The following is a 24,171-nucleotide window of genomic DNA, read 5'->3' as shown; positions in this document are numbered from 1 at the left end:
AATATGAGTATGGGAGATTAGGGCAATCGTTCTATAAAAACATACTTCTAAAGTCCACATTAATTGTTTTTGATTTAATCGCGTTCATAGAATTTATTCGTATATCTTGTAAGTAATGAAGTAAGTTTTTTTAGGTACATATATTAACTGTAAGAGTTTATAAAATATGGAAATGCCGATAACATTTAATTTCTTAGATGGTAATTATAATAAATATTTTAAGATGACAAAAGACATTGATTTCACACCAAAAGAGTTGGATGTGATCTCGTGTATTTTGACGGGTCGTCGTGTAAAAGAAATTGCCGGAATTCTTTCCAATTCTGTAAAGACCATCGATAATCATATTCGGAATATTATGCAAAAACTCGGCTGTAATTCCCGTGAAGGAATTATTAATTGCATTGAGCAATCTGGAAGTCTTCCTTTCTTTAGATATCATTATCAAGTTATTGCCATTCAGGCTGATTTTACCAAGAAACTAAAGGAAGTTTCTCTCCTTGTTGGAAAGCACTCTCCTTCCTGTTTAATTGCCTTTAAAGAAACTCATGAGAAGAATGCGTCAGTGATGGCTTTTTTAACTGAGTTTGAAAAGAATTTAAAAGAGGCTGGAATTCATGTTTCTCGGCAAAAATTAGAAAGTGGTGTTTCTCTTTCTGGGGCGATGAAGAAGAAAGAAAAAAATTCTTCAACTTCAATTTTTTATGTGATGCCTTTTGAAGATATAAAAAACAAAGAAGAAGAGAATGAACTCGAAAAAAATATAACGCCCATCCTTGTTAAAAAGAAAGACATTTTTGAAGAATCGCCAGAAGATTCTAAAACGCAAGATCAACAAAAAAATTATTATGATTCTTTTTTTGAAGTCCTTCAGAAGATTCTTCCAACAATTTCTTTGGACGCAATTATTTCAAACTTTGAATCGGCTTATAAACTTAAGCAATATTCTGCACAAGACGGGATTCTTTCTTTAAAATCTGCTTCTTTTGGACCTTCAGAGAATAAAGAAACTTTAAATTATTCACCCTATCATATTTCTAAAAAAATTCTCATATCAATTATTTTGTTATTTGTGGTAAGTGGTGCTTTTGCTCTTTATATGTTATCACCGCAAGAAAAAAATATAAAATCGGATTTGATTCTTCCAACAGAAAACACCCTTCTTAAAAGATTTGATCTCATTTCTAAAATAGACGAAAAGATGAGAGGGGAAAATGGGATACAGACTGTTGCGCTCGTGGGTCTTGTTGGAATGGGAGGCGTTGGAAAAACAACCCTTGCAAGGTATTATGGTCATATGCAGCATGACGCTGTTGTGTGGGAGTTGAATGCAGAAAACAAAAGCACTTTAATGGCTTCCTTTAATGATTTAGCATACTCCTTGGCTAAGACAAAAAAGCAAAAAGAAGATCTTGAATTTATTCAAAAAATTTCAGACCTCCAAGAAAGAGAAAAACAAATTCTCTCCTTTGTAAAAGAAACACTGAAAGAGAAAAAAAATTGGGTCCTTATCTATGATAACGTTGAAAATTTTTCTGAGATTAAAAACTACTTTCCACAAGATCCAGATGTATGGGGATATGGAAAAGTTATTTTAACAACGCGTGATAGCAATATTAATAATACAAGTTATATAAAGTCTGAAAATATCATTGAAGTCGGAGAGCTTCAATCAGAAGAAGCCTTAAAATTATTCTCAAGTATTTTATTTGATATGCCTTTTGATAAAATCCCGCAGACAGAAAAAGAAAAAATCCTTAAGTTTTTAGATTCCATTCCTCCTTTTCCTTTAGATGTTTCGCTTGCTGCTCGTTACATAAAAAATGGAAAAATTTCTTATGAAAAATATTTAGAACTCATTCAACATTCGAATGAGGATTTTGAAAATACACATGAACAACTTTTAAAAGAAGCTTCAGATTATACTAAAACACGTCATAAAATTGTGACGCTTTCCTTGGAGCATCTCCTGAGTATGCATCCTGATTTTAAAGACCTTCTTATCTTAATGTGTCTTCTTGATTCGCAGCATCTTCCAGTTGACTTTTTAAAGACAGCTAAAAGCGAAACAGTTGTGGAAGATTTTATTCATGCATTACATAAATATTCTTTTGTCTCTTCAGGAACTCTTGGGCCCTTAAACCCTCTTCCGACGCATTCAATGCATCGAAGCACGCAAGAAATAAGTTTGAGTCATCTTATTTCAAAATTAAATTTGGCTAAAAATGACCATTTGATTAAAAGAGCAATGAATGTCATTGAGAATTATATTGATAATATTCTTGAAAAGGAAGAACCTGTTACCATTCAGGCAATGACACGCCATTGTAAGAAGCTTCTTTCACATAGCTATTTATTAACAAAAGACGCTCTCTACACCTTAAGAAGTAAATTAGGACATATGTATTATTATGCGAATGAAGCTTCTTATCAGGAGGCTCAAAAAATTTTAGAAGAAAACATTCGATCAATGGATGGAGATGAGAATTTTAAAAATAAGAATAATTTTGACGACTTAATTGCATTAGGGCTTATTTATAGTGAGACAAGTGACATTAAAAAATTAAAAGAAACAGTTGATACCACGCTTTTAAAATATAAAAAAATTCTTTCAGAACGCACACCAAAAGCAGCTTCAGCGCTTTCATTTTTAGGAATGATGTATGATGACCTTGGGGATTATACCCAAGGCCAGCAGCTTATTGAAAGAGCGTGTGCTCTTTATAAAAATGATTTTCCAAATGATCTTATTGGGCTTGGACGTACGTTAGCTTATCTTGGTCGTGTTTATCGAGAGCAAGGTAAATATGAGTTGGCCCAAAAAGTTTTAGAAGAAAGTTATGAAATTTATAAGAATAATGGTCTTGAGAAACATTTTAGGACGGGTTGGACGTTGGTTGCTCTTGGGAATGTGTATCTTTATTTGGGAGATTATGAAAAAGCTACAAATTTATTAAGTGAAAGTGTTCAAATTTACAAAGACTATTTCCCAGATGATCCATTTTGTAAGTGTTGGGCAGCGCTTGATCTTGCAAATGCATATATCGAACAAGGAAATCCCAAAAAAGCATGTGAAATTCTTGAAGAATGTCTTGATATTTATAAAAAGAGACCGGACCTTTACCCTGAAACACATTATACAGTGGTGCGTGTTATTGCCTTTCTTGGCAAAGCTTATATGAAGCTCGGAGATTATCAAAAAGCCCGTGTATATCTTGAAAAGGCACTTCCAATTTTCGAAATGAATTATGGGAAAGAACATCTCGAGACAGCTTACGTTTTGACGCTTTTAGGAGAACTTGATCTTTTGGAAGAAAAATTTGAGGCTTCTGAGAAATCTCTAAAGAATGCACTTTCTATATTTGTAAAAAATAATCATCCTGAGGCTTATAAGCCTTTTGAAGACTTATTTAATCTTTCTTTAAAATTTTATGAAAAGAATTTGAAAGAAAAGGGGAGCATTGAAGCCCTTAGGATTAAAGAAGAAAGTCTTCTTTCCCTTAAACAAGTGTTGGAGCATGTTATCGCGCATTTTCCAAAAGATGCTCCGCATTTTCTTACGATAAAAAAAAGATTGGAGAATATGAAATTAATATAGAAGCGTGTTGAGAAAAATTAGATCAGAAAATTGTTAGGTACGGTACGTTATTTGATAAAAATCGATATATAATTTCTTTTTGATATTTTAAAGATAATTATTAATTAGAAAATATATATTTTCTTGAGTCTCCGTCTTATAAAAGCCAGAGACTTTTAACAAAGTAAGAAAGATTTAAGAGATTTAAAATGTTTTTTTATTCGATTCAGTTAAAAAGAAAAATTTATACTCTTTTTTTTATTGGGATTATTCTCAGTCTTGTCGCCTTTTTTTCAAAGGAAATATATAAACCAGATTATGCACTTAGAAATGTAAAAGCTGAGTTGGTTATTCCCAAAGAAAACACGCTTCTTAAGCGTCCTCAGCTTGTCTCTCAGATCGAGGAAAAAGGTAAGGGTCTGGAAGAAAATCGAATAGATGTTATTGCGCTTGTTGGAGAAAAGGGAAGCGGGAAAACAGTTTTGGCGCGATATTATGGATATGCGCAACATGACAAAATTGTATGGGAGTTTAATGCGGAAAATAAAGAAACCTTAAGTCACTCTTTTAAGGATTTTGCCTACTCTTTAGCAACGACACATATAGAGAAAGAAGAACTTATAAAAATTGAAAACATAGAAGATTTAGAGACCCAAGCTCTCTCATTTCTTTCCTTTGTAAAAAAGATTCTTAAAAACCATAAGAATTGGCTTCTTATATATGACAATATCAAAAATTTTTCTGAGATCGAAAATTATCTTCCTCAAGATACAGCTCTTTGGGGAACAGGGAAGGTACTTTTGGTAACACGGGATGAAAATTTGAAAGATTATAAATATTTAAAGCCTGAGGATATTATTAAAGTTGGAGAACTTCAAAAAGAAGAGGCCTTAACTCTTTTTTCTTCAATCCTCTTTGACTTCTCTCCGAACGTTTTAGACCTTCAAGAAAGAGAAGCAGCTTTGCAATTTTTAAACCACATTCCCCATTTTCCTTTAGATGTGACGATGGCTGCAAGATATATTAAAAATGGTAAGATTTCTTATAAAAAATACCTTGAGCTATTAAATCAAAAAGATCCTGGCTTCCAAAGACTTTTAAAAATATTTGTCGATGAAGGAACTGACTATTAAAAAATTTAAATAAAAATATTTTTATGGAAGATTTATAAATGCAACTCTTAAAATTATCAAAAAAAATAAAAACATCTTCTTTAGAATTTTATGGCCTTGAAAAATAAAGTTTAATTTGTCTAAAATCATTAAAATGTGAGCTAAAGTATGTCTATTGACAATAGGCTAACTTTAAATATAAATAGAATACACTTAAGAAATATCGAGAAACAGACAAATTAGGCGAAAGAGGAAGATTTATGTTGAAGACGGCTTCTGATCAGGAAAATTTAGAATGGAGGCATCCTCGATAAAGTAGGAATATTTCTTAAAAATTTGTTTTTTCCTTAATCTGAAAAAATTAAGGATATTTTGTTTGTTTATACAAAAAGATCGAATTCTTTGTAGAGACATTATTATGAATGATAGTACCCCCCTCAAAATTAAATGGAAAGCGTCTTTATGGTCCTTGTTTTTGGCAATTTCAATCGTTATTTGTTTTTTAGGGGAATCTTTTATTTCTTATGAGAAGAATAAAAAAGACGATTTTAAAGAGGCCGAACGCATTATATTTAGCAAGATCAATGAGCTCGAAAAATTAATAGATTCGGATTTAGCGCGTATTTTGAATTTTGGGACATTGATCTTTGATAAAAAAAACATAATTAAATTGAATGAAAATTCAGATTTTAATTTTTTTATAAAATCTAACCCCCATACCCATTCTCTTTGTATTGCTCTCCTTATTGGAAAAGAAAAACATATTTATAATAAACATGGACTTATTCAAGAAAAATTTGTTCCAAAAGAAATTATTGAAAGGTGTTACTTTGAAATTGATAAATTTAAGATTTTTTATAAAAATGAAAAATTATATTTTGCAAAAGGATTTTTTTATGAGGAGAATATACCTTGTATTCTTTTTATAAGTCAGGATCTTAAAGAGTTTGTAAAGCATGCAGGGCTTAAAAATGTTGACTTAGGGCTTAAGAATAAGTCGGACTCTTTCGTCGTAGATCCAGGAGAATTTCTAAATTATTTGGACTTAATCTATACAGATTCTTGGGGCAATTTTTTTCTATGCAATCGACTAGGATTTTTATTTTGTTGCTTGTTTTTTGTTGGGGTGGGCTTGGGGGCTTTTATATTGAATGTTCTTAAATTAACAAAATTAATTAATGAAAAGAATAGGAGCCAATATGAAGAGGTGTTAAAAAAAATCTCTGCATCGCATATAAAAGTTGAAAAATTACAACAGGAAAACCTAATACTACAAAAAAAATATTCTGATCAAGAATCTTCCAACAGGGGGAAGGAGCGCATTTTTAAGAAAATATTTCCTTTTTCAAAAGAGTTTTTAAAAGGACTGCAACCTCTGCAAGAAGCACTCATCATAAAATGTAAAGATAAAGAAATTGAAGAAGCTCTTGGAAAATTTTCTGAGACCTTAAAGCAATTAGAACTTCATCCGCGCCTTGTAAAACTTTCATTCAGCAAAACAGTTCAAGAAGTTATCATGAGTTTTTCTGAAGAGCTTGCTGAAAATAATATTAAAATATCAATTAAAGGGAGAGATTTTTTAATTTATGGAGAATTGTCAGTTTTATATTACCTTGTTTATTTTATTTTAAAAGAATGTATTTTGCGAGTTCCTCCAAACGGTCTCATAAAGCTTAAACTTGAAACGCGCCTCAATATATCAAAGCTTATGATAGAAGATAATGGGTTTATTTTATCTGAAAATTATTTGAAAGAGCTGGATTCAATTTCTTCTAGATATGAAAAAGATTTTTTGGTTGATCCGGCACAGGGAAATCTTATGAAAATAGCTCACTCTCTTGGCTGGTCAATTGTCAGGGGAGAGAAGAAAGGACCTTTTAATATAACAGAAATTATTATTAAGAATTCTCTTGAGACAGAGACTAAAAATTATTCTAATCTTAATATTATAAATCTTTTCAAATCTAAATAAGAAAAATTATATTTTCTCTAAATTTTCTAAATAAAAAAGAGTGATCTTTGAGATTAAGAATATTTGTTAATGAGCCATTCTACAAAACGCGGGTCAACTTTTTTCTCTTCATGGAAAAAAGAATAAAGATAAATTTCCCAAATTAGAGAATGAATTTTTTTTGTGAGAGGAAGGGTCGTTCTTTTTGCAAGAATTGGCGTTAGAATCTCTATTATCTTAGCATAAAGATCAGGGTCCCAAGTCGGGTTAGCCTCTTGAGAAGTTTTATCTTGAGAAGAGGAAGAAGTCAAACCTTCTGTTTCGTCAATACCTTCTGTTAAATCTTTTACAGAACATTCAAAAGTTGTTGCAATTGCAAGAAGAGTTTCCTTTTTAGGGTTTTTTGAAGCTCCTTTAAGAATATTATGGACAGCATTTGTCTTGAGTCCAGCAACACGTTCAAGCGCATTAATAGACATATTTTTTTCTTCAAGTTTTTTTCGAATGTAGTTTTGAAGGTGAGACATAATTTTTTTCCTAAATAAAGAGACACTCTATATGAAAAAAGGAACGCATCTCTTGAAAATTCATCAAAAGGTTCATTCTTTGAGAAGTATTTTTAAGAAGGACACTTAGAATCAATTCAAACCTTTCTACTTTTTCATTAAAAGTAACCACTATATCTTTTTTCTTAGGTTACAAGATCTTAAGAAAAAATGTCTATAGTGAAAAATAATATTGACATTAGGTAAGCTTCATTTTATATCACAATAAATGTGGTATATAATTTTGTACCATACGTTACGAAAAATACCAAGTATAAAAATTAAATTTCTATATAATTTAAGGGAAGGGAATAAATATGGGTGCGCTATGCTGTTTTGAAGAATTTACTCAAAAAAGATTTGTGAGTGAAATTGAAATACACTTAAAGAACTTGGATTATGCAATTAATTTTTGCTCTTCTGTTTCAGATAAAGGGTGGGCTTGTTTTAATAAAATCTTGACACTTTCTGAAAAAGATCCGAGTTATTGGGATGAGGAAGAAACTCAAAAAGAACTCCAAAATCTTTGTAATTTAATTGATGTAAGAGATCTTGCAATTCAAGATAATGAAGAAACGAATCTTTCTTTAGGGTCTCTTAAGGAATTTTTAAATTGTATTGATCACGAGCATTTAAAAGTCTCTTGGGACCTTTTATATTCGATTGATTTTTCCATGTTTAACTTACCCCTTAAAAAATTTGATCCTTTGTTTCCTGAAGATATTTTAGGATTATTTGTTGTTTTGGATCGCATGATTCTTTTTTTGAGAGAAGAGCAAAGATATATACGTTACAATTTAATTTCTAAGCATATCAAAGCGTTTAATGAAAAGGACTTTTCATTCTTAACATCTCTGAATGCGCAAGCAGTTGGTATATGATTTCTCCCAATCCCTTGCGCTGCGCTAGGGAATATTTGGCCCGCTTTGCTTAAAAAGCGGGCTCTTTTTTACACAAAAGTTTTTTGATTTATCCAGCTTTTTTTATATCTTCAAAAAAGACTTGATCATTTCTTATTGGTGCATTCTGTTCCGTGACATTGTTAATTTTTAAAGCAGCATAAAATAAACTAATGAGACACATAAGGCAATAGGCTGGAAAAAACAAACTTTCATTATGAATTTCAATAGCTTCTATATAAAAGAGAGGGGAGATTCCACCATAAATTGATATTCCAAGACAGTAAAAAAGGGAAATCCCACTATATCTTTCTTTCACAGGAAATAAATTTTGCATGATAACAAATCCCACGGTTGAAATACTTGCTGTACAAATACCTAAAAGGATGCCACCTAATATAAAAAGAAAAGCCAGATGTGATAAAAGGAGCCAAAAAACAGGGATTGTGCCAAAAAAAAGGCCATAACACATAACTCTTAAAAAGAGGGGAGATTTAAGGTGATCATAAAGAGCGCCAAATAATGGACCAACACTCATAATTGATAATATTAAGTATATGTTTAATTTCCAAATGGTTTCTGAAGGTAAATGGCAATATCGGGAGAGGTAAACACTTAAAAAACAAAAATCAATATAAAAAAAGCCTCCAATTAAAGCTCCAATAGAAAAACATAAAAAACAAGCTGTTTTACGTTTATGAATAATTGTAAAAAGTGGGATTTTTGTTTTTGAAAATGTTCTTAAAAATTCATCGCTCTCAATAAGCTTTTTTCGAATAAAATATCCAATGAATCCTACAGATCCACCTAAGCAAAAAGAAATTCTCCAAGCCCAACTTGGCATGCCTGGAAGCTGGGTAATATAACTTAAAGCGGTTGCACTTAAAATTCCACACACACATGAAGAAATAATGAGGCCAGAAGCAAGTCCTTGTTTTTGGGGCATATGTTCGAGTGCAAAAATAAAAGCACCATTGAGTTCTCCTCCATAACAAATACCTTGAATTAATCTTCCTGTAATGACGATAATAGGAGCTATAATTCCAATTTCATTATAAGAAGGAAGAATTCCAATAATAATAGTTGGAAAACTCATGAAAATTAAAGTAAAAGCGAAGGTGTTTTTACGTCCAAATATATCTCCAAAATATCCAAATATAAGAGCTCCTATGGGGTGCGCGATAAGTGCAATTCCCCATCCTCCAACACTAATAAATAAGCTGAGTATTTTATTTTCTGTTGGAAAGAAAGTAGAGGCCATGACATTAAGGAACGTTGCATAAATATAAAAATCAAACATTTCAAGCATACTGCCGATGCAACTTGCGAGCAGGATTTTTTTTGTCATGGTGGAATCTTTATAAAAACAATAAAGTTGGATTGTTTAAGTTTAATTATTTTAAATTCAAATAATTCAAGAAGAATAATAGTATTTAAATAAATAATCAACTCATTTTTACGTAAAATATAAACAATTAATTTTAATTTATTATAATAATTTATTATATTTTTATATAAATAAGTTCTTTTTAAATATTACTGTTTTGGCTTTTTAATGTTTCTGTCCAATTCACGAGAAGAGAACGATAAGGAGGAAGAGAACTTTTGTGAGAAGATGCATTACAAGCTGCAAGAGATTTTTCAAGAAAATATTTTGTAAGCATCAATCCTTCTTGAAGCTGAGAAAGTTCAGGAAAAGGAGAGGAAATTTTCGAAAGAGAAAGATTTATTAAAAAGGGAGGAAGAGGAAGAAGACGATCAAGATAGCCTTCACCTCCTTGAGGTGTGACAGCATGTCCAGTTTTTGGGGAGACAAAAGCTAAATTTTCGTGCTTTCCTGTAACAGCACATTTCGAAAGATCTAATCCAAAACCGATCTCACTTAAGAGAGAGAGTTCATAGGAAATATAAGATAAAATCCAAAAGGGATCTTCCATTTGAAGATCTTTAATAAACGTCAGAAGATATTCGTAAAGAGCGGGGTGGACATCTCGATCAGCAAGTGTTTTTTCTGTTAAAGCAAGTGCAGAAGAAAGAGCATAAAGTTTTCCAGAATGCCCTAAAATATGAATAAAAGGTGCATATTGTTTTTCAAGATTGCGCCATTCTCCTAAATGATCTTGAAGACGCCCTTTCCAGCAAACTTTAAGGAGCTCGCCAGGTTCAGGCAGAGAGATTTTCCCACGATAAAGACCCGCGTGCTTCCCATATGTTTTTGTTAAGAAAACTAAAATATGATGGGTTTCCCCAAATTTATGTTTTTTTAATAAAATTCCAGTATCTTCCCACTGCATAAATATGTTTTTCTAAAATATGAAGATTAATTTTTTGGAAAATCGAGACCGAGTTCTTGATAATAAGAACGCTTTTCTTGCCATTTTTCATCAACTTTTACATGAAGAAACAAATGAACAGAGCACTTAAAAAGAAGGCTGAGTTCTTTGCGTGCTATCATGCCAATTTCTTTAATTTGAGTTCCTTTTGATCCTAAAATAATAGCGCGATGGGCGTCTCTTTCAACATAAATTGTTTGATCAATTTTGAGATCTCCATTATCAAACCGTTCAAAGGATGTCGTTTCAACAGTAAGTCCATAAGGAAGTTCTTCATGAAGTTTTATAAAAAGAGTTTCGCGTGTAACTTCAGCTGCCCACAAACGTTCATTTAAATCGGTTTGCTGGTCTTTAGGATAGTGCCAAGGTCCAAGAGGTGCATGATTTTCAAGATAGACTAAAAGTTCCGATAGCCCGCTTCCTGTAAGAGCTGAAATCATAAAAATTGTCTCACACCCCATTTCAGAAAGCTTCTGTGACATCTCTAAAAGAACTTCTTTTTTGACGAGATCAACTTTATTAAGAAGAACAATAAGTTGCTTTGGTTTTTTTACTAATTTTTCAAGAAGTTCTAGAACGAAAGGAGATAAGCCTTTTTGAACATCTATCATGAAAAGAGTTAAGTCTGTATCATCATAAGCTTTCCAAACAGAAGAGACCATGGCGTGATCCAGACGTTTCTTGGGAGAAAAAATGCCAGGTGTATCAATAAAAATAAGTTGCGTCTTGTCCACATTTCGAATTCCAAGAATTCGAAAACGGGTCGTTTGAGGTTTATGTGTAACAATTGAAATCTTTGCTCCGACGAGCTGATTGATAAGAGTTGATTTTCCAGCATTGGGAAGTCCCAAAATAGAAATAAATCCACAGCGTAATTCTGATGTCATTTTAGAGGCTCCTTAGAGGATAGGTGTTCTAAAAGAGAGTGTGCAGCAGTTTGCTCGGCCTGTTTGCGAGATGGGCCCCATCCTTCCGTGAAAGTTGGCACATTTTTTTTAATGACTTTAACACGAACATGAAATTGGGGCGCATGATCAGGTCCCTCGGAAGCAAGAATGTCATATATAGGAAGTGAAAACCCGTGGGCTTGTGTCCATTCTTGTAGTCTTGATTTTGCATCTCTCAAATTTTTCTCAGAGGTGTTCTTCAAATAAGGTGTCCAATGTTTTAAAATAAAATCACGTGTTTTAAGAATCCCTGCATCTAGAAATAGTGCTCCCAAAATTGCTTCTCCTGCATCTGCAAGGACGTTTAAAGGAAGATTATTGCGTTCTAAGGATTTTGAAAGATGAAGATAAAGATGAAGGGGCCAAGTCTGAACGACTTTTCCAATACATTCTTTTCGAACAAGATCCACAAGCCGATGAGACAAATTACCTTCTTCTTCTGTTTCAAAAGTAATGTAAAGAGCTTCCGCAATAATACATCCGAGCACACGGTCTCCTAAAAATTCAAGGCGTTCAAAAGAAGATAATTTTTTGCGATGGGCATAACTTGGATGCGTTAAGGCCCCTTCCAAAAGTGTTTTGTCTTTAAAGGTATGCCCAAGAAAAACTTCAAGTTTTTGATAAGGGTATAAGGAAGGGGCTGACATTGTTAATGAATAATCTTTAAAAGGCGGCTATATCGAATGGACGTGAACCATTTCCAGGGTTGCCACCAAATAAATCGATCTGAGAACCACTCCTTAAGACTAAACCAATTCATCGGAACACGAAGAGTGCTTTGAGGCCAATAAGAATGTTCTTCTGAGAAGTATATAAGGCTCGCTTTTCCAAGAACATAGTCACGTGGAACAAATCCAAGATTATTAATCACACGACTGTCACCCGAATTATCTCTGTTATCTCCCATTACAAAATAATGTCCTGGTGGAACCTCATAAAGAGGGGTATTGTCAAGTCTTGCTTTTCCAAAAGGAACTTCTTTTAAGATACGATGTTGTGTGCCATTGGGAAAAGTTTCAATATATTGCTCTGCAACATGAAGGGTTTGATCATCTTCATCAATATAAGAATAATCCTCAATACGCTCAAGCTTAACGGGCTCTCCATTAATGTGGAGAATACCTTCTTTCATTTGAACTGTATCTCCTGGCAAACCAACAACGCGCTTGATCCATTGAAATTCGGTATCTTTTGGATATTTAAAAACGATAACCTCACCTTGTTGAGGGGTTTTAAATTCTAAAAAACGTCCTGAAAAAAGGTCTAATCCAAAAGGAAAAGAATATTTACTGTATCCATAAGACCATTTAGAAACAAATAGAAAATCTCCAACGAGAAGGTTGGGAATCATGGAGCCTGAGGGAATGTTAAAAGGCTCAAAAAGAAAACTCCTTAAAACAAGGGCAACAAACAAGGCCAAAAAAAGGGTTTTTACGGTGCTCCAAAATTCTGATTTGGGAGGAGAAGAAGGTTGAGAAGAGTTTGAGGTCATTTTATATTCCTTTCATCATTGATACGATATAACCACAAAAGCGTGTGCAAGAAAACCCTCATCACACAAACTTAAATTAAGATGTGGTTTTGCTCCTTTTGGAAGATCTTTAAGAAGATCTGTAAGATGAAGCAGAGCTTTTCCTTTAAGCGTTAAAGAAGGCTTTCCTTGAGCGTTGTTGAGGACTTCAATATCAATCCAACGAACGCCATTCTGAAATCCTAATCCGAGCGCTTTTGCACAAGCTTCTTTTGCAGCAAAGCGTTTGGCATAACTTGAGGCTGTATAATGTTGGGCTTCACAATAAGCTTGCTCTTGGGGTGTAAAAACACGATTTTTAAACCGTTGATTAAATGTTTTTAAAAGAGACTCGATGCGTTTTGTGTCCACAAGGTCACTTCCAATTCCTAATATCATTTTAGAGTCCTTTGGTGTATGCGATAAGATTTAATAAGCATAAATATTGTGATGTAAGCAAAAAAGCCGACACATATTCCAAGAGGAAGAGAGCCAAGCAAGGTGGGCATAAAGAAAGTTGTGGGATGTGTATAGACGTCTTTAAAGTTAAAAATCGGCACGTCAACAAGGGAAGTGGGAAGAGGGATCGTTGGAAAAAGCTTATGAAAAAAGTGCGTACAGAGGATTCCTGTTTTATAGCTTAAGAAAAGCATAAAAGGAAGCGTCCAGGGCGTGCCAATTAATGTTCCTAAGAGGGCAGATACTTTGTTGGCTCTTAGAGTCCAACTGAGGCTGACAGCAAGAATGATATGTGCTCCTAAGAGAGGCGTAAATGAGATTGCAACGCCAATTGCAAGTCCTAAAGCGATGGCATAGGGAGAAGCTTTAAGACGCAGAAGCCTTAAGAAAAGATACCGAAAAAGCCGTTTGAATCCCATTTGGGGCCATAAAAATTCTTTTATGAGATGTGAGATGGATTTTTTTTTAAGACTTTTGAAGAGGGACATTATATTCTTTCGTAAAGGTCGTTTATAGAGTGTTTTAAACATTGCCTTTTTCTTGTAGTTTTTCAAGAACTGAATTATAATGAGCTATAAAATCTTTTTTAAGGAAGTGAGGTTTATAAAATGGCAACTAATTTTAATCGGAATATCAGTGGGCGCACGTCGTCTTCAGAAATGACATATGATTTGGGACTTCGGGCCCATATGCTCAAAGTTTATAATTTTATGGGCTTAGGTCTTGCGTTGACAGGGTTTATCTCTTTTATGATTACGCAAACACCCTCTTTGATTGAAGCTTTTTATACAAACTCTCTCTTGGCATTTGTCTTTATGTTATTGCCTTTTGGATTGGTGATGTATCTGCAGTTTAAAATTAAAGATATGTCTCTTCAAATGGCTCAAACGATGTTTTGGCTTTATGCGGCACTCATGGGACTTGCCTTAACTCCTGTCTTTTTAGTTTATACAGGAACAAGTATTGCGCGTGTATTTTTTATTACAGCGGGAACTTTTGGATCTATGAGCCTTTATGGATATACAACGAAGCGTGACCTTACAGGATTTGGTTCTTTCTTAACAATGGGGCTTTGGGGTATCATCATTGCAATGGTTGTTAATATTTTTCTTCAAAGCTCAGCACTTCAATTTGCTGTCTCTGTCATTGGGGTTTTAATTTTTACAGGACTGACGGCATATGATACACAAGTAATCAAGGAGATCTATACAAATTCTGATACGCAGGATATAGCAGGCAAAAAAGCAATTATGGGTGCTTTAAGGCTTTATCTTGATTTTGTTAATTTGTTTGTAATGCTTCTTCAATTGTTTGGAGATCATAGGAAATAAGTGGTCTTTTTTAAATAAGATCTGTCTTAAGTGTTAAATTTATGCAATCCTGTAGGAGTTTTTCTACAGGATTGTTTTTTTAAAAGAGGAGGTTTTCTTATGAAAAAAGAATATTTTAAAGTGTTGTAAGTACATTTCTTATTCTTTTTTGGAGACATTATACAGGCTCCAATTAAAAAAGGTATGGGTGCCCTTAAAGCAAAAGAATACATTGCTCAAAAAAGATATAACGAGGCACGCGAGATGCTGCAAAATACAACAGATGCAGAAGCTTTAAATTTGTTAGGAGAAATTTATCATTTTGGGTAGGCGTAAAGAGAGATTATAAAAAAGCAAGAGAGTATTATCTTGAAGCTCTCAAGCAAGGGTCTGGGGAAGCTGCGAATCATCTTGGAAGGATCTATGCAAACGGAGAGGGTGTTGCTCAAGATCTTAAAAAAGCAAAAGAGTATTATAGCCATGCGTGCAGACATGGAAATCAATCAGGCTGCCATAACCGAGATGCACTCTAAAAATATGTTATAAATTTTTTAGTAAGCTAAAAGTTCCAACTTAGTCCAAAAAGTAAACGATTGTCTCTTGGTTTTATCTTAATTTGGTCTGAAGATATACCTGCAGAACTTGTAACAGAAAATTTATAAGCAGGATAGGTGGTGTAGATATACTCGGCACGTGCTGAAAGTGTCTCAGTGAGAAGGATTTCACCTCCAACACCCACAGAAGGGCCCCACATATTTTTTTTGTAGATTGTTGTTCCAGTTCCATTTAAAGGAGTTGCGCTTCCCTTAAATTGACTTCCTGTTATACCCAGCTTTATAAATGCGAGAAATTTTGGCAGAATTAAAGTTCCTAAACGAAAAGCAGGTATAACAGAATAAGGTTCCTTAACAGAGATAGAAGGTGTTATAGCCCCAGCATGATTTTGATGAACAGATTTTGCGTCACCATAGTTTGCAGATATTAGGAGCTCACCTCCAAAATAAAGTTGATCATATAAAACCCCATACCCTCCATAAACTCCATAGTTAAAAAGGGTAGAACTTGCATTATAATCAGCAAACTCATTGGAATAAGTTTGGTAAGCCTTTGATTGGAAAAAGTTAGGTCCCATGGTGAGCCCTACATAAGAACCCGTAAAATTTTTGGCAGATACTGCCGCAAAAGAAGCAGTTCCTAAGCTCAGGACAGAAATGGTTATAATTTTTTTCATAAGGTATTCTTTCAAGCGTGAGTAAAAAAGCAATAGAGTTCGGATTAAGAAGATTCTTTAGTCTATCAACTCAAGATAAAACTTGTAGATGTACTGAGAACCTTTTCATGTAATTTTATATCATATCTTTCAAGCAGATACTAATCTTTAATCTTTGGAGCTTAGATTTTTTTTGATGTTTATTTTTCTTTTTGTAACTTGGTAACTTCAATTCTTCATTCCTGAATAGGATAACAAAAGTTAATAAGCTTTCTAAATGTATTTAGGATATGTTCAGTGATGCTTTCAAAATATTAAAGTATTTAGAGAAATGAGAGTATATTCTTTAACATGTTTGCAGGAAGATACATATCCTTTATATGTTCTTTGGAGTAATTTAATTTTTTCTTCATATTAAGGAGTTACTCTGACTCCGCCATTAATTTTGTTAGCATAAAGACTCTTTTCTAAGGCTTGGGTGTCATGAAGAGTTTTCTCAAAGGCTTTTTGTTTTGCCATGCATTGTGACGCATTATCGGCTGCTGAAATTCCTGGCAAAGCAGCTGCACAAATCATAACAGATGCCGATAGTGTAACCATTTTTTGTAATTTCATTTTATTTCTCCTATTTGATTATTATTTATATATTCCTTTTGTGTATCATCTTTTTTTTAAAAGTTTTTTAAAACTTGATCACTTTACCCCTCAAATACGTAAAGGGACTGTTGCGAACAGATCTGACAAAAGAATAAAAATTTGATAAAAGAAGGAGAGTTTATAAAAAAGGAGACTTTTGATGTATCAAGTAGAAATGGTGAGCCTGGACCAAATGGTGGAAGAGAACCATCGCTATCGAGGATTTATGAAAGTCTGGGATTTTAAAACCGTTGATAGAATGCTGAGGACTGTTAAAAAGAAAAACCCTCATGAAGGATATGGCATTGAGAGGTTGTTTAGATGTCTCTTGCTGCAGTTTTTAGAAGATCTGAGTGATCGAGAACTGGAAGTGTTTTTAAAAGAGAATAATGCTGGAAAGTGGTTCTGTGGTTTTGGTTTATTGGAAGACGTGCCAGATCAGACGGTGTTTACACGGACACGGAGTAAAATAGGAACAAATCTTTTGTCAAAACTTTTTGAGCAATTGCGTAAGGAGCTTAAAATAAAAGGGTATATGAACGAAGTGTATACGTTTGTCGATGCGAGCCATCTGATTTCAAAAGCAAGCCTTTGAGAAGGAAGAGATAAGGCAATTGCTGAAAAGTATGAAAAATTAAACAATAAAGTACTGCCTAAAGTTGCTGCAGATAAACAAGCTCGGATTGGATGCATAGGAAAGAGCAAGTATTGGTATGGATATAAAAAGCATGTCTCTGTTGATATGCAGTCTGGACTTATTAACAAAGTTGCTCTTACGGCCGCAAATGTGACGGATGCACGTGGGCTTAAACATGTTTGTCCTTCTCAGGGAGCAGTGTATACGGATAAATGATATTGCACCTCTCCGGCAACTGAGATTGCTCTTCAGAAAGGATGTCACCTAGCGGCAATTAGGAAGAATAATATGAAAACTAAGAATGTGGATCAAGACCGTTGGTATTCTAAAATAAGAGCCCCTTATGAACGCGTCTTCTCGCAAGATCCTAAAAGGGTAAGATACAAAGGAATTGCTAAAAACCAGTTTGCTCTTTTTATGCAAGCTCTTTGCTTTAACTTGAAGAGACTTCAGGTTCTCTCTCTCCTTGAATTGAAAGCTGTTACAGGATAATTGCGTCTATAATAAGCGATTTAGGCTTTTTTTAGCCCATTATCCTATAAAAAAGGATGGATTTGCCTCCAAAAATCTTCTCTCTAGCAGAAATTTTTTAAAATCACTCTTTATCATTTGTTTGCAACGATCCCGTAAAAGCGATTGAAAAATAAGGAGAAATAGCTAATTTTGAAAAACCCCTATGAAAGGATTTCAAAATGAACACTCTAAAACTCCTTATTTCTCAAATTTGGAGCAATTTTTCCCTTCACTTAGCAAAAAAAGGAAACAATCAGTGCGATACTTTAGGGCATGATGATGCTTGGAAACGTGCAACATTAATCTTTTAGGTTGATTCCTCAACATAGCCAAGCCATAAAACGCCGTCTCTTGAATTTTTAAAGATATTTCCTCTAGTTCTTTAGAACTTAATGGCTTCTTTTTATGCATTCCCATCCCAACACCTCCATACTTAAAAGGAAGTGTGTTTTATATTCTTATTGAGTGCACGTTAGTATAAATTGTACGATAAAGGATACTTGGCAAAAGCTTAATTTTTTTGGATTAAGAATATTAATAAAGAGAAACTTTTTCAAATTCTAAAATTTGAATTCTTCAAATAAAGAGAAAAGGTTAAAGAGAGATTTTTATTCGTCTTTTATAATACTCATATCAGGGGCATCAATGGATTTCATTCCAACCACATGATATCCGCTATCAACATGATGTACTTCTCCAGTGACTCCTGAAGAGAGAGAGCTTAAAAGATAAAGGCCGGCGCCTCCAATATCATCAAGAGAGACATTTCTTTTAAGAGGTGCGTTATATTGATTCCACTTTAAGATATAACGAAAATCTCCAATGCCAGAGGCTGCAAGTGTTTTAACAGGGCCTGCTGAAAGAGCATTCACACGTATATTGCGCCCTCCTAAATCGACAGCGAGGTACCTAACAGAAGCTTCTAAAGCAGCCTTGGCAACACCCATGACGTTGTAATGGGGCATAACGCGTTCAGCGCCATAGTAGGTGAGTGTTAAGAGGCTGCCACCTTCGTTCATAAGGGGAGCTGCATGACGGGCAACACTTGTAAAAGAATAACAGGAAACATCAAGCGTATTTAAGAAATTTTGTCGTGTTGTATCAAGGTAGAGACCTTTGAGTTCTTCTTTATCAGAATAAGCGATCGCATGAACCACAAAATCAAGGTTTCCCCATTTTTTTTTGATGGTTTCAAATGTTTCAGTGAGACTATCTTCATTGGTCACGTCACAGGGCATTAAAAAAGACGCTCCCAAAGATTCAGCTAAGGGACGCACACGTTTTTCAAAAACCTCGCCTTGGTATGTAAAAGCAAGTTCAGCACCTGCCGCCGACACCGCCTGAGCAATTCCCCATCCTAATGATTTATCATTGGCAACCCCCATAATAAGCCCTTTTTTTCCAGCCATGAGGTTTGAAGTTGGGAATGTTTGTTCGTGCGTCATTTCTAACCCTTTATCTAAGTGTTTTCATTTTATCTGTTGCTTTAACAAGCTCAGCTTGCAGAGGAGGATCAAAAGCAGAATGCCCTGCATTGGGAACAATAATGTATTCAGCTTCAGGAAAGACCTGAACAAGATCATCAGCTGATTTAATGGGACAAACAATATCATAGCGTCCTTGCACAATGATGGTTGGAATATGACGTACTTTGTCAATATGTCCAAGGAGTCCTTCTGGAGGAAGAAAAGCATTATTTACGAAATAATGGGTTTCAATACGCGCAAAGCAGATGGCGGTATGATCGACTTCAAACGTTTTTACAAGATCTGGATTGGGCATGAGTGTCGAGCAGGTTCCTTCATAGCAACTCCAAATTTTTGCAGCTTCGAGTTCAAGCTCTTTATTTCCACTTGTTAATCGTTTGTGATAGGCCTTTGTAATATCCTGACGTTCTTCTTCAGGCAAGTAATGTGCAAGCTTTCGGAATGCTTCAGGAAAAATGATCCCTGCATCTTGGTAAAACCACTTGATTTCTTCGGGTCTACAGAGAAAAACACCTCTTAGAACCATGCTTAAGACGTGATCTGGATGTTCTATGGCATAAGAAAGAGCGAGTGTAACACCCCATGAGCCTCCAAAAAGGTGCCATTTGTCGATGTTTAAAAGAAGACGGAGTTTTTCCATATCCGAGACAAGCAGAGGTGTTGTGTTTTGACGCAATTCGCCCATGGGCGTAGATTGGCCAGCTCCTCTTTGATCAAATAAAATAATCCGATAATAGCTTGGGTCAAAATATTGACGGTGTTTAGGACATGTCCCACCTCCAGGGCCCCCATGAATAAAAAGAACAGGAACGCCATTCGGATTCCCGGATTGTTCCCAATAAATGGTATGAAGATCATCGACCGGCAGCATTCCAGATTCATAGGGTTCAATAGGAGGATAAAGATAAGACATATTTTACCTATAACAAAGTCAATCGTCGTTATGCTTGTGTATCAGATGTCGTCTCAGGAGTTACTGAAGGCACTTCAACAGAAGAAAAGGAAGCCGCAGATTCTGTCGTTGCTTCTGATGCTTTAAGCTTATTCTGTGTAAGCCAGTATGCGCGTTCTTTAATGCGTGCACTCTTACCAGTGCGTCCTCTGAGATAGTAAAGCTTTGCCCGGCGAACATCTCCAAATCTTACAACTTCTATATTAATAAGAGGAGAATAGAGAGGAAAAACACGCTCAACACCTTCACCAGAGGAAAGCTTCCGAACCGTAAAAGAAGAATTGAGAGCTGAATTTTTACGCCCAATACAAACTCCTTCAAAGGCTTGAACGCGCTTGCGATCTCCTTCAATAACGTTTACGAGAACCCGAAGGGTATCTCCTGGTGTAAAATCAGGAATTTTTTTATCTTTTGTGAGGTCTTCAATTGTACGTTGTTCAAGTTGTTCAATAATATTCATATTTTCACCTTTAAATTTAAATCTCTTATCCGTCCGTTTATACGTTGCTTAAGGACCACCCTTTTTCTTCATTGGGTCAAGGGTGGAAGACTCTTTTACAAACTTTAAATCAGGTCTTCTTTTGTTCGTAATCTCTTCAGACTGAAGACGCCGCCAAGAACGAATGGCTTCATGATGGCCTGATGTTAAAACGTCGGGTACAGAAATTCCTTTCCATAGAGAGGGTCTTGTGTAATGTGGATATTCCAAAAGGCCCTTTGTAAAACTTTCTTCACATAAAGAATCTTCTGTTCCTATAGCACCAGGAATGAGTCGAATGCAAGTCTCTAATACAACTTGAACCGCAACCTCCCCTCCGAAAAGCACATAGTCTCCAATGCTAAGTTCTTGAATTTTATAATAATCAAGGAATCTTTGGTCAATTCCTTCGTAGCGTCCACAAATAAAAATAATTTCAGAAGACTTGAGAAAGGTATGGGCTGTTTCTTGTTTAAAAACATCCCCCCGTGGAGATAGATAAAAAATAAGAGGATTTGGATTTTGGTTTTTTTTTAAAACAGATTCCAATGCATTTTCAAGAACATCGGGTCTTAATACCATTCCTGCGCCGCCTCCGAACGGGGTATCGTCGACACTTCGGTGACGATCAAAGGCAAAATCGCGAATATTGATAACATTCAAAGACCAATGCCCTGCTAAAAGGGCTTTTTGAGCTAAAGAAAACCCTAATGTTCCTGGGAACATCTCAGGAAAAAGCGTTAAGACGGTTACGTTCCAGGTCATGAGTCTTTAGGAGAATTGGAAGGATGTGCTAATGCTGAGGCTAGATAAAAGCTATCAATAACCAAAAATCCTTCTTCAGGGTGATTGGGATTTGGAGAAACTTCAGGCACAATTTCTTTCTGAAAGGGGACAAGAAGGGAGGTTCCATCATTAAGTAAAACATCAAGGATGTCTTGAGCGCCATGATTATAGATGTGAAGAAGTTTTCCAACAAGGGTGCGTTCTGTATTTAAGATAGAGCATCCCAAAAGGTCTCGTTGATAATATTCTTCTTCTGAGAGAGATTTGAATGCTTGACGTTTCGTATAAAGCTTAAGCCCCTTAAGAGCATCTGCTTCTGTTCGGTTATGAACATCCTTAAGACGTGCAAGAATATGTTTTGGCGTTATACTTAGGACATCAAAAAAGTATTCCTTTTTCGACGTGTCGAAAAGAGGGGAATATAATTTAAAATCATAAGGATCATCTAGAAAACATTGAATTTTGAAAGCGCCATGAATTCCATGCCCCCCCACGATCTGAGCGACATAAACAAGTTCTGAATCGAGGGAGGAGGAAAGCGTCATTTAAAAATCTCTTTTTAAGCTGCAGGTGTTGTTTCTGGGTCTTCAGAGGGAGCAGCAGATGCTTGTGCTTCTGCGATAGGCTCAGAAGGTTCTGCAAGCGTTTCTTCTGAAGAAGATTCTGAAGGTATTGATTCAACAGAAGCTTCTTCAGGAGCAGGAGCTGCAGGTGTTTCTTCCGTAACAGCAGGAGATTCTTCAGGGGCGGTAGTCTCGGACACAACGTCAGCAGGAGCGGCTTCAGAAACTTCTGGAGCAGGAGCTGCAGCAGCTTTTGCCTTCTCATCTTCAATACTTTGAAGACGGTCAGCTTCTTGCTTTAAACGTTCTTGTGCTTTTTTCTTAGGCTGGGCTTTTTGAATGCTCTGTTTTTGAGCAGGAACGGCAATAATCTTTGCTTCCCCTAAAAAGCGTGCGACACGATCCGTGGGTTGTGCTCCTACAGAAAGCCAATGCTGGATACGTTCTACTTCTAAGACAACACGAACAGGATTTGTTTTATCAAGCATTGGGTTATAGGTTCCAACTTTTTCAACGAAGCGTCCATCACGGGGAGCGTCTGCTTCAGCGACAACAATTCTATAAAAGGGACGTTGTTTTGCACCACCACGGGCAAGACGAATTTTTAAAGCCATTTTAAAATCCTTTCTTTAACAATTTATACAGCATAAATTTTTTGAATTCCTTTAAGGAGAGACAAAAAAATATCTTTAAATTCCCTTTTCTGTGTTTCTTTTCTCGAAACAGAGAGAAGGGATTTTTAACACATTTATCGGGAAAAAAGGCCCCCGATTCCTTGTCTTAAAAAACCTTTTTTACCAAGTTTCCCCATTCGTTTCATCATGGTTTCCATATCACGATATTGCTTTAAAAGCTTATTAATGTCTTGAATTGTTGTTCCTGATCCCGACGAAACCCTGCGTTTACGAGAGGCGTTTAAGATTCGTGGATCTCTTTTTTCTTGGGGGGTCATCGACGAAATAATTGCAAGTTGCCGTTTTAAAAACCGATCATCTAAGCCTGCTGTCTCAATTTTATCTTTCATTTTTCCAATTCCTGGGAGGAGACTCATGACGCCTGACATGCCCCCCATTTTTGAAATTTGTTTTAATTGAAGAGCCATATCATTGAGGTCAAAAGAACCTTTCTGCATTTTTTTTGCAAGGTCTTGAGCTTCTTGTTGATCAATGGTCTCCATCGCCTTTTCTACAAGGCTGACAACATCTCCCATACCTAAAATACGATTTGCAAGTCGATCAGGATGAAAAACTTCTAATTGATCAATTTTCTCACCCATTCCCAAAAATTTAATGGGAACATGTGCAATTGACCGCATCGATAAAGCAGCCCCTCCGCGTGCATCTCCATCGATGCGGGTTAAAATGAGACCTGTAAGACCAATTTTTTCCTGAAATGTTTTTGCAATATGAGCCGCATCTTGTCCCGTCATGGCATCTGCAATAAGAAGCGTTTCAAGAGGATTTGAGAGAGCCTTAATCTGAGAAATTTCATCCATTAACGCATTATCAATGTGAAGACGTCCTGCTGTGTCTAAGAGAAGAATGTCATATCCTTCCATTTTAGAGACTTTTAGGGCACGTTTTGTAATTTGAAGAGGAGATTCTGCAGGAATAATAGGAAGGGTTGCAACTTGAATGGATTTTCCCAAAACATCAAGTTGATGCTGTGCAGCGGGTCGATAAATATCTAAAGAGGCCATGAGCACTTTTTTATTATTTTTTTGTGACAGAATATGAGCAAGTTTAGCTGTTGTTGTTGTCTTTCCAGATCCTTGCAATCCCACCATTAAAATAACAACAGGAGGAGAGCCTGCTAAATTAAGCTCTTTATTATCAGAATCTAAAAGACGCACAAGATGATCATGCACAATCTTTATGACCATTTGAGAAGGATGAATGCTTTGGAGAACTTCTTGACCGATGGCTTCTTTCTTAACATCTTCAATAAAAGTCTTAACCACAGGTAGCGCAACGTCAGCTTCTAAAAGAGCAATGCGCACCTCTCGAAGAGCAGCTGTTACATCTGCTTCTGACAGTTTTCCATGCCGTTTTAATTTATCAAAGATAGATGTCAGACGATTACTTAAGTTCTCAAACACGTAAAAATCCAAAATAAAGAAAAACAAAAAGCCAGTGCGCGAGACTCGCGGACTGACTACCCCAAAATTTGTCCCAACTATAGAGAGCTTTTTGAAAAAGTCAAATATTTTTTGAAACGTGTTCAGAAGACCTTGACGACGTAGAGTAAAAAAGAAGAATCTGAGTAA

23 protein-coding genes and 2 pseudogenes are annotated in these 24,171 nt (G+C 35.3%); 8 read left to right on the top strand and 17 right to left on the bottom strand.

All coding sequences use genetic code 11. The annotated features are described in order from the left end of the window. Positions 1-172 precede the first annotated feature (172 nt). The 3 genes from JSS34_00235 to JSS34_00225 all read left to right on the top strand — a co-directional run bounded on the left by JSS34_00235 (position 173) and on the right by JSS34_00225 (position 6,661). Positions 173-3,598, top strand: a complete 3,426-nt coding sequence (locus JSS34_00235) for a tetratricopeptide repeat protein (GenBank protein MBS0184776.1) — start codon at positions 173-175, stop codon at positions 3,596-3,598. A 188-nt stretch (positions 3,599-3,786) separates the two neighbouring features. Continuing rightward, entirely contained in the window at positions 3,787-4,710 is a 924-nt protein-coding gene (locus tag JSS34_00230; GenBank protein MBS0184775.1) for a hypothetical protein, read from the top strand. 355 nt (positions 4,711-5,065) lie between these two features. Further along, a complete protein-coding gene (locus JSS34_00225; protein MBS0184774.1) occupies positions 5,066-6,661 on the top strand; it encodes a hypothetical protein in 1,596 nt (531 codons plus the stop codon). A gap of 53 nt (positions 6,662-6,714) precedes the next feature. Here JSS34_00225 and JSS34_00220 read toward each other — a convergent pair whose 3' ends face one another. Continuing rightward, the gene (locus tag JSS34_00220; protein ID MBS0184773.1) at positions 6,715-7,167 is read right to left on the bottom strand and encodes a helix-turn-helix transcriptional regulator; all 453 of its coding nucleotides are present in this window, start codon (positions 7,165-7,167) and stop codon (positions 6,715-6,717) included. Between the two features lie 335 nt (positions 7,168-7,502). Between JSS34_00220 and JSS34_00215 the strand changes: the two genes are divergently transcribed. After that, the gene (locus tag JSS34_00215; protein ID MBS0184772.1) at positions 7,503-8,066 is read left to right on the top strand and encodes a hypothetical protein; all 564 of its coding nucleotides are present in this window, start codon (positions 7,503-7,505) and stop codon (positions 8,064-8,066) included. An 88-nt stretch (positions 8,067-8,154) separates the two neighbouring features. On the opposite strand, the gene JSS34_00210 is transcribed toward JSS34_00215, so the two are convergent. From JSS34_00210 to JSS34_00180, 7 genes are all read right to left on the bottom strand, one after another. Next, entirely contained in the window at positions 8,155-9,432 is a 1,278-nt protein-coding gene (locus JSS34_00210; GenBank protein MBS0184771.1) for an MFS transporter, read from the bottom strand. Between the two features lie 181 nt (positions 9,433-9,613). Further along, a complete protein-coding gene (gene recO, locus JSS34_00205; protein ID MBS0184770.1) occupies positions 9,614-10,378 on the bottom strand; it encodes a DNA repair protein RecO in 765 nt (254 codons plus the stop codon). A gap of 26 nt (positions 10,379-10,404) precedes the next feature. Continuing rightward, positions 10,405-11,304, bottom strand: a complete 900-nt coding sequence (gene era, locus JSS34_00200) for a GTPase Era (protein ID MBS0184769.1) — start codon at positions 11,302-11,304, stop codon at positions 10,405-10,407. Then, positions 11,301-12,011, bottom strand: a complete 711-nt coding sequence (rnc, locus tag JSS34_00195) for a ribonuclease III (protein MBS0184768.1) — start codon at positions 12,009-12,011, stop codon at positions 11,301-11,303. Before rnc ends, era begins: the two co-directional genes overlap by 4 nt. Before the next feature lie 2 nt (positions 12,012-12,013). Next, positions 12,014-12,856 (bottom strand): signal peptidase I, encoded by an 843-nt coding sequence (gene lepB, locus JSS34_00190; protein ID MBS0184767.1) that lies wholly within the window; start codon positions 12,854-12,856, stop codon positions 12,014-12,016. Between the two features lie 15 nt (positions 12,857-12,871). Continuing rightward, positions 12,872-13,273 (bottom strand): holo-ACP synthase, encoded by a 402-nt coding sequence (locus tag JSS34_00185; protein ID MBS0184766.1) that lies wholly within the window; start codon positions 13,271-13,273, stop codon positions 12,872-12,874. Next, positions 13,270-13,752 (bottom strand): DUF2062 domain-containing protein, encoded by a 483-nt coding sequence (locus JSS34_00180; GenBank protein ID MBS0184765.1) that lies wholly within the window; start codon positions 13,750-13,752, stop codon positions 13,270-13,272. Before JSS34_00180 ends, JSS34_00185 begins: the two co-directional genes overlap by 4 nt. A 189-nt stretch (positions 13,753-13,941) precedes the next feature. Here JSS34_00180 and JSS34_00175 point away from each other — a divergent pair, with 189 nt between their 5' ends. The 3 genes and pseudogenes from JSS34_00175 to JSS34_00165 all read left to right on the top strand — a co-directional run bounded on the left by JSS34_00175 (position 13,942) and on the right by JSS34_00165 (position 15,176). Then, entirely contained in the window at positions 13,942-14,664 is a 723-nt protein-coding gene (locus JSS34_00175) for a Bax inhibitor-1/YccA family protein (protein ID MBS0184764.1), read from the top strand. Positions 14,665-14,972: 308 nt separating this feature from the next. After that, positions 14,973-15,035 (top strand): annotated as a pseudogene (locus tag JSS34_00170) (hypothetical protein). A gap of 27 nt (positions 15,036-15,062) precedes the next feature. Next, on the top strand, positions 15,063-15,176 hold the full coding sequence (locus JSS34_00165; GenBank protein ID MBS0184763.1) for a sel1 repeat family protein: 114 nt from the start codon (positions 15,063-15,065) through the stop codon (positions 15,174-15,176). 26 nt (positions 15,177-15,202) lie between these two features. Here JSS34_00165 and JSS34_00160 read toward each other — a convergent pair whose 3' ends face one another. Both JSS34_00160 and JSS34_00155 read right to left on the bottom strand, forming a co-directional pair. Then, positions 15,203-15,874: an outer membrane beta-barrel protein gene (locus tag JSS34_00160; GenBank protein MBS0184762.1), complete on the bottom strand. Its 672-nt coding sequence runs from the start codon at positions 15,872-15,874 to the stop codon at positions 15,203-15,205. Between the two features lie 393 nt (positions 15,875-16,267). Next, entirely contained in the window at positions 16,268-16,468 is a 201-nt protein-coding gene (locus JSS34_00155) for a hypothetical protein (protein MBS0184761.1), read from the bottom strand. A gap of 181 nt (positions 16,469-16,649) precedes the next feature. On the opposite strand from JSS34_00155, the pseudogene JSS34_00150 reads away from it, so the two are divergent. Next, positions 16,650-17,618: pseudogene (locus JSS34_00150) on the top strand (transposase). Positions 17,619-18,247: 629 nt separating this feature from the next. Here the strand turns inward: JSS34_00150 and fabI are convergent. The 7 genes from fabI to ffh all read right to left on the bottom strand — a co-directional run bounded on the left by fabI (position 18,248) and on the right by ffh (position 24,003). Then, complete coding sequence (gene fabI / locus JSS34_00145) at positions 18,248-19,048, bottom strand: enoyl-ACP reductase FabI (protein ID MBS0184760.1); 801 nt, start codon at positions 19,046-19,048, stop codon at positions 18,248-18,250. A 46-nt stretch (positions 19,049-19,094) separates the two neighbouring features. Next, positions 19,095-20,039, bottom strand: a complete 945-nt coding sequence (gene pip, locus JSS34_00140) for a prolyl aminopeptidase (protein MBS0184759.1) — start codon at positions 20,037-20,039, stop codon at positions 19,095-19,097. Between the two features lie 28 nt (positions 20,040-20,067). Next, the gene (gene rplS / locus JSS34_00135; GenBank protein ID MBS0184758.1) at positions 20,068-20,538 is read right to left on the bottom strand and encodes a 50S ribosomal protein L19; all 471 of its coding nucleotides are present in this window, start codon (positions 20,536-20,538) and stop codon (positions 20,068-20,070) included. Between the two features lie 48 nt (positions 20,539-20,586). Then, positions 20,587-21,321 carry a tRNA (guanosine(37)-N1)-methyltransferase TrmD gene (gene trmD / locus JSS34_00130; protein ID MBS0184757.1) on the bottom strand — a complete coding sequence of 245 codons (735 nt, stop codon included), beginning with the start codon at positions 21,319-21,321 and terminating at the stop codon, positions 20,587-20,589. Then, a complete protein-coding gene (rimM, locus tag JSS34_00125; GenBank protein MBS0184756.1) occupies positions 21,318-21,887 on the bottom strand; it encodes a 16S rRNA processing protein RimM in 570 nt (189 codons plus the stop codon). Before rimM ends, trmD begins: the two co-directional genes overlap by 4 nt. A gap of 14 nt (positions 21,888-21,901) precedes the next feature. Further along, a complete protein-coding gene (rpsP, locus tag JSS34_00120) occupies positions 21,902-22,519 on the bottom strand; it encodes a 30S ribosomal protein S16 (GenBank protein ID MBS0184755.1) in 618 nt (205 codons plus the stop codon). A gap of 134 nt (positions 22,520-22,653) precedes the next feature. Further along, positions 22,654-24,003 (bottom strand): signal recognition particle protein, encoded by a 1,350-nt coding sequence (ffh, locus tag JSS34_00115; protein ID MBS0184754.1) that lies wholly within the window; start codon positions 24,001-24,003, stop codon positions 22,654-22,656. Between the last annotated feature and the right edge of the window lie 168 nt (positions 24,004-24,171).

The sequence above is a fragment of the Pseudomonadota bacterium genome (assembly GCA_018242545.1).
GTDB lineage: Bacteria > Pseudomonadota > Alphaproteobacteria > 16-39-46 > 16-39-46 > 16-39-46.
This window is presented reverse-complemented; position numbering and strand designations above follow the sequence as displayed.

Coding starts and splice junctions, on each gene's coding strand:
- JSS34_00235 (MBS0184776.1), top strand. CDS start 173: ATGCCGATAACATTTAATTTCTTAGATGGTAATTATAATAAATATTTT.
- JSS34_00230 (MBS0184775.1), top strand. CDS start 3,787: ATGTTTTTTTATTCGATTCAGTTAAAAAGAAAAATTTATACTCTTTTT.
- JSS34_00220 (MBS0184773.1), bottom strand. CDS start 7,167: ATGTCTCACCTTCAAAACTACATTCGAAAAAAACTTGAAGAAAAAAAT.
- JSS34_00215 (MBS0184772.1), top strand. CDS start 7,503: ATGGGTGCGCTATGCTGTTTTGAAGAATTTACTCAAAAAAGATTTGTG.
- JSS34_00210 (MBS0184771.1), bottom strand. CDS start 9,432: ATGACAAAAAAAATCCTGCTCGCAAGTTGCATCGGCAGTATGCTTGAA.
- recO (MBS0184770.1), bottom strand. CDS start 10,378: ATGCAGTGGGAAGATACTGGAATTTTATTAAAAAAACATAAATTTGGG.
- era (MBS0184769.1), bottom strand. CDS start 11,304: ATGACATCAGAATTACGCTGTGGATTTATTTCTATTTTGGGACTTCCC.
- rnc (MBS0184768.1), bottom strand. CDS start 12,011: ATGTCAGCCCCTTCCTTATACCCTTATCAAAAACTTGAAGTTTTTCTT.
- lepB (MBS0184767.1), bottom strand. CDS start 12,856: ATGACCTCAAACTCTTCTCAACCTTCTTCTCCTCCCAAATCAGAATTT.
- JSS34_00185 (MBS0184766.1), bottom strand. CDS start 13,273: ATGATATTAGGAATTGGAAGTGACCTTGTGGACACAAAACGCATCGAG.
- JSS34_00180 (MBS0184765.1), bottom strand. CDS start 13,752: ATGGGATTCAAACGGCTTTTTCGGTATCTTTTCTTAAGGCTTCTGCGT.
- JSS34_00175 (MBS0184764.1), top strand. CDS start 13,942: ATGGCAACTAATTTTAATCGGAATATCAGTGGGCGCACGTCGTCTTCA.
- JSS34_00160 (MBS0184762.1), bottom strand. CDS start 15,874: ATGAAAAAAATTATAACCATTTCTGTCCTGAGCTTAGGAACTGCTTCT.
- JSS34_00155 (MBS0184761.1), bottom strand. CDS start 16,468: ATGAAATTACAAAAAATGGTTACACTATCGGCATCTGTTATGATTTGT.
- fabI (MBS0184760.1), bottom strand. CDS start 19,048: ATGGCTGGAAAAAAAGGGCTTATTATGGGGGTTGCCAATGATAAATCA.
- pip (MBS0184759.1), bottom strand. CDS start 20,039: ATGTCTTATCTTTATCCTCCTATTGAACCCTATGAATCTGGAATGCTG.
- rplS (MBS0184758.1), bottom strand. CDS start 20,538: ATGAATATTATTGAACAACTTGAACAACGTACAATTGAAGACCTCACA.
- trmD (MBS0184757.1), bottom strand. CDS start 21,321: ATGACCTGGAACGTAACCGTCTTAACGCTTTTTCCTGAGATGTTCCCA.
- rimM (MBS0184756.1), bottom strand. CDS start 21,887: ATGACGCTTTCCTCCTCCCTCGATTCAGAACTTGTTTATGTCGCTCAG.
- rpsP (MBS0184755.1), bottom strand. CDS start 22,519: ATGGCTTTAAAAATTCGTCTTGCCCGTGGTGGTGCAAAACAACGTCCC.